Origin of the sequence: Desulfotomaculum copahuensis (assembly GCF_001655685.1) — a bacterium.
GTDB lineage: Bacteria > Bacillota > Desulfotomaculia > Desulfotomaculales > Desulfovirgulaceae > Desulfotomaculum_G > Desulfotomaculum_G copahuensis.
Genome location: NZ_LYVF01000039.1, coordinates 1 through 3,360 on the forward strand (window position 1 = coordinate 1; position 3,360 = coordinate 3,360).

At 44.5% G+C, this 3,360-nt stretch carries 4 protein-coding genes and 1 pseudogene; 1 reads left to right on the forward strand and 4 read right to left on the reverse strand.

Annotated features, from left to right (window positions below; all coding sequences use genetic code 11):
- Positions 1-997: recombinase family protein (locus A6M21_RS02730; protein ID WP_201721819.1), on the forward strand; the 997-nt coding region annotated here is incomplete at its 5' end.
- Positions 998-1,060: 63 nt separating this feature from the next.
- On the opposite strand, the gene A6M21_RS02735 is transcribed toward A6M21_RS02730, so the two are convergent.
- The 4 genes and pseudogenes from A6M21_RS02735 to A6M21_RS19430 form a co-directional block, all read right to left on the reverse strand.
- Complete coding sequence (locus A6M21_RS02735) at positions 1,061-1,732, reverse strand: DUF151 domain-containing protein (RefSeq protein WP_066666375.1); 672 nt, start codon at positions 1,730-1,732, stop codon at positions 1,061-1,063.
- Positions 1,733-1,902: 170 nt separating this feature from the next.
- Positions 1,903-2,772: an RCC1 domain-containing protein gene (locus A6M21_RS02740; RefSeq protein WP_066666376.1), complete on the reverse strand. Its 870-nt coding sequence runs from the start codon at positions 2,770-2,772 to the stop codon at positions 1,903-1,905.
- Between the two features lie 38 nt (positions 2,773-2,810).
- Positions 2,811-3,161: a DUF2200 domain-containing protein gene (locus A6M21_RS02745; RefSeq protein WP_066666377.1), complete on the reverse strand. Its 351-nt coding sequence runs from the start codon at positions 3,159-3,161 to the stop codon at positions 2,811-2,813.
- Between the two features lie 49 nt (positions 3,162-3,210).
- A pseudogene (locus A6M21_RS19430) lies at positions 3,211-3,327 on the reverse strand (acetyltransferase); the annotation flags it as partial.
- Positions 3,328-3,360: the final 33 nt, after the last annotated feature.

The window sequence follows — 3,360 nt, forward strand, 5'->3', positions numbered from 1 at the left end:
TGACAAATGGGTCCACCCCAATAGTCCGGAGGAAGCCGAAATCGTAAAACGCATCTACCGGGAATACCTTGAGGGAGCCAGCATGCTGAAAATCGCCCGTGGTCTGGAAGCGGACGGTATCAAAAACGGCGCCGGAAAGGAACGGTGGCACACCAGCAACATAAATCAGATTTTGCGAAACGAGAAGTATATCGGGGATGCCCTGCTGCAGAAAACCTACACCGTTGACTTCCTCACAAAAAAGCGGGTCAAGAACAACGGCCTTGTCCCCCAGTACTATGTGGAAAACAGCCATGAAGCCATCATCCCGCGTGAACTTTTCATGCAGGTGCAGGAGGAACTGGTACGACGCCGTTGTGTCCATCTCAGTAAAAACGGCAAAAAGCACAGTTACAGCAGCAGCCACTGTTTTTCAAACATGATTATCTGCGGCAACTGCGGCGAGGTATTCCGCAGGGTACACTGGAACAATCGTGGGAAGAAGTCCGTGGTTTGGCGGTGTATCAGCAGGCTGGAGAATACGGGCTTATTTTGCGACGCCCGAACGGTGCTGGAAAGCACCCTCGAGCAAGTGCTGGTTACTGCCATAAATAATACGTTAAGCGGGAAGGATGCTTTTATACGTATTTTGCAGGACAACATCGAAACTGTCCTAAGTCATGGAAACGACACAACCCTGGCCGACATCGAAAAGAGGTTAGAGGAGCTTCAAACGGAGCTTGTGAAGCTGGCCAACTCCAAGGCCGACTACGAGGACGTCGCCGATGAGATTTACCGCCTGCGGGAAGAAAAGCAGAAGCTACAAGTTGAAAACGCCAACCGTGATGAACTCAAAAAGCGCATGGCCGTTATGAGCGTCTTTCTGCGGGAACAGCCTATCGCCATCGACGAATACGATGAGGCACTTGTCCGGAGGCTTATTGAAAAAGTCACCGTCTATGAGGATAAATTCAACGTGGAATTTAAGTCTAGTGTGACGGTGAATATTGAAGAATAATGTAAAAAGAAGATCAGGGTACTCTACTAAATTGGGCGTAGGGTGCCTTGCTTTGTTAAGTTGTTAGTATTTCTTATATTGCATATAGTCAGACCCAATCAGAAATTCCAAATATTCTTTTTTTATTTGGCTCTGGTTTTCCTCTGGGAATACAGGGGCTTTTCCAAATTGCGAGGCTTTAAATTCTTTAATAAGAAAATTCAGCATAGGTGTTTTGTTAGCACCCAAACGAATCTTTTTCCCTTCAGGTAAAACAATCCCCTCCCGTCTTATTAAGTCATGGATTTGATAAAGTTCAGGTGTCATATCATCTTCCAAAGTTATGAACATGGGTTCAAATTTTGAAGACAATAACAATTTACATTCAGTTAATACAGCAAGTCCTACAGTATCTCCTGGACTCATTTGAATCTGCTGAATATCTTCTGTACCATTGGTGTTCTTCCAAACAAGACGTACATCCAAAAGAAATTTTGGGGATGTCAGAAAATCTTCAGCCTGTATTCCCATAAGTTTAAGGTTATTAAATTTCATAGTATCATTAAAGACATTTATTGTATGGGGCCTCATTAATGGAAAACCATGTAGTTTAGCTACTATAGGAATGGCTTCATGTCGTTCTATAAAAAAGAGTACCATGCGTTTTTTTGTATCATCTACTAAAGTTGCTGTATACATAAAAGCACTGCTTATCATAAAGTTTCTTCGTACTCCTTCGATATTAACTTCAAACATTGATACTCACCCTCCTAATAATATTTTACTTTCATCTACGTCAATTTTATGTTTACACGGTATGCGGATACGCTCTAATATTCTCCCTTGATCACAAAAAGGGGCCACAAATTGTTCCGGCAAGTTTGGATTTCTGTCATTCAAACTCAAACTTCTTCTCTTCTCATTCCTTAGGAACATCCATTCTCTCCGATATCGCGCCAGCCGCTTACATCACACTGACCATATTCATTATCACCTACAGCGACCACCGTACCGTCCGATTTAAGCCCTATGGTATGAGCGCAACCCGCCGCTACCGACACAATATCACGCCAGCCGCTTACATTGCATTGACCATATTCATCATCACCTACAGCAACCACAGTACCGTCCGATTTAAGGCCGATTGTGTGATAACTACCCACCGCTATCGCCGTAATACCACGCCAATTACTTGTTTCACATTGATGGTATTTATTCCAACCCGTAGCTATTACCGTACCGTCTATTTTAAGCCCGACTGTATGGGTATAGCCCGCTGCCACCGCCATAATATCGCACCAGCCGCTCACATTGCATGGTTGGTAAACTCCAACAGCTATTACTGTACCATCTGATTTTAGACCGACTGTATGCCAGTCGCCCGCTGTCACTGCCACAATGTCACACCAGTCGCCCACTTTGCATTGGCCTTCCTTATCCCGACCTACCGCCATCACCGTGCCGTCCGATTTAAGCCCAATAGTAAAGCGCCAACCCGCCGCAATAGCTATAATATCGTGCCAATCGGTTACATCGCATTGGTTAAGATGATTCCAACCCACTGCGACCACCGTACCGTCTGACTTTAGGCCAAGTGTATGTGAATTTCCTGTGTTATTTGCCATATGAACATTTCCAGCCGCTACCGCCACAATATCATGCCAGTCGCTTACATCACATTGACCACACTTGTTATCCCCCACTGCTATTACGGTTCCATCGGATTTAAGACCAACAGTATGACGGCGACCCGCCGCTATGGTATCTTTGAATATCTTCGGTCTAATGTATTCCATGTTTTACCCCCTTCCGGTGGCATAGGCATTATTCACCTTCAGCTTCTTAAAATCTTTTCCATTGGTTTCCCTCTTGCCAATTCATCAACCAGCTTATCAAGCCAACGAATTTTCTGCATGAGTGGGTCTTGTATTTCCTCTACGCGATGCCCGCAAATCACGCCCGAAATTTTAGCGGCGTTCGGGTTTATTTGCGGTGCTTCATGGAAAAATGTTTCATAATCAACATTCTTCACAATCTGCACTTGCAGACTTGAATCGTCATACCCCGTCAACCAACAAATCACGGCATCAACCTCGGATTTGGTTCGTCCTTTGCGCTCCGCCTTTCGGACGAGTAACGGGTAGACGCTCGAAAATGCCATCTTGTATACGCGCTCGTTTGTCATAAGTGTCGCTTCTTTCACTTTCCGCGTTATTCTCAACCGTACAATATCGAAATTTTTCCGAACAGTCTTTATCGTCATAATAGGTATAATCGCCGACGATGATATTCGACCGGGTTATAACATTCTTGATGTAGCATACGCTTCTTATTTTTTCATTGGGATAAATAGCATTAGGATTGTCAAGGCCACGTCAAAGTTA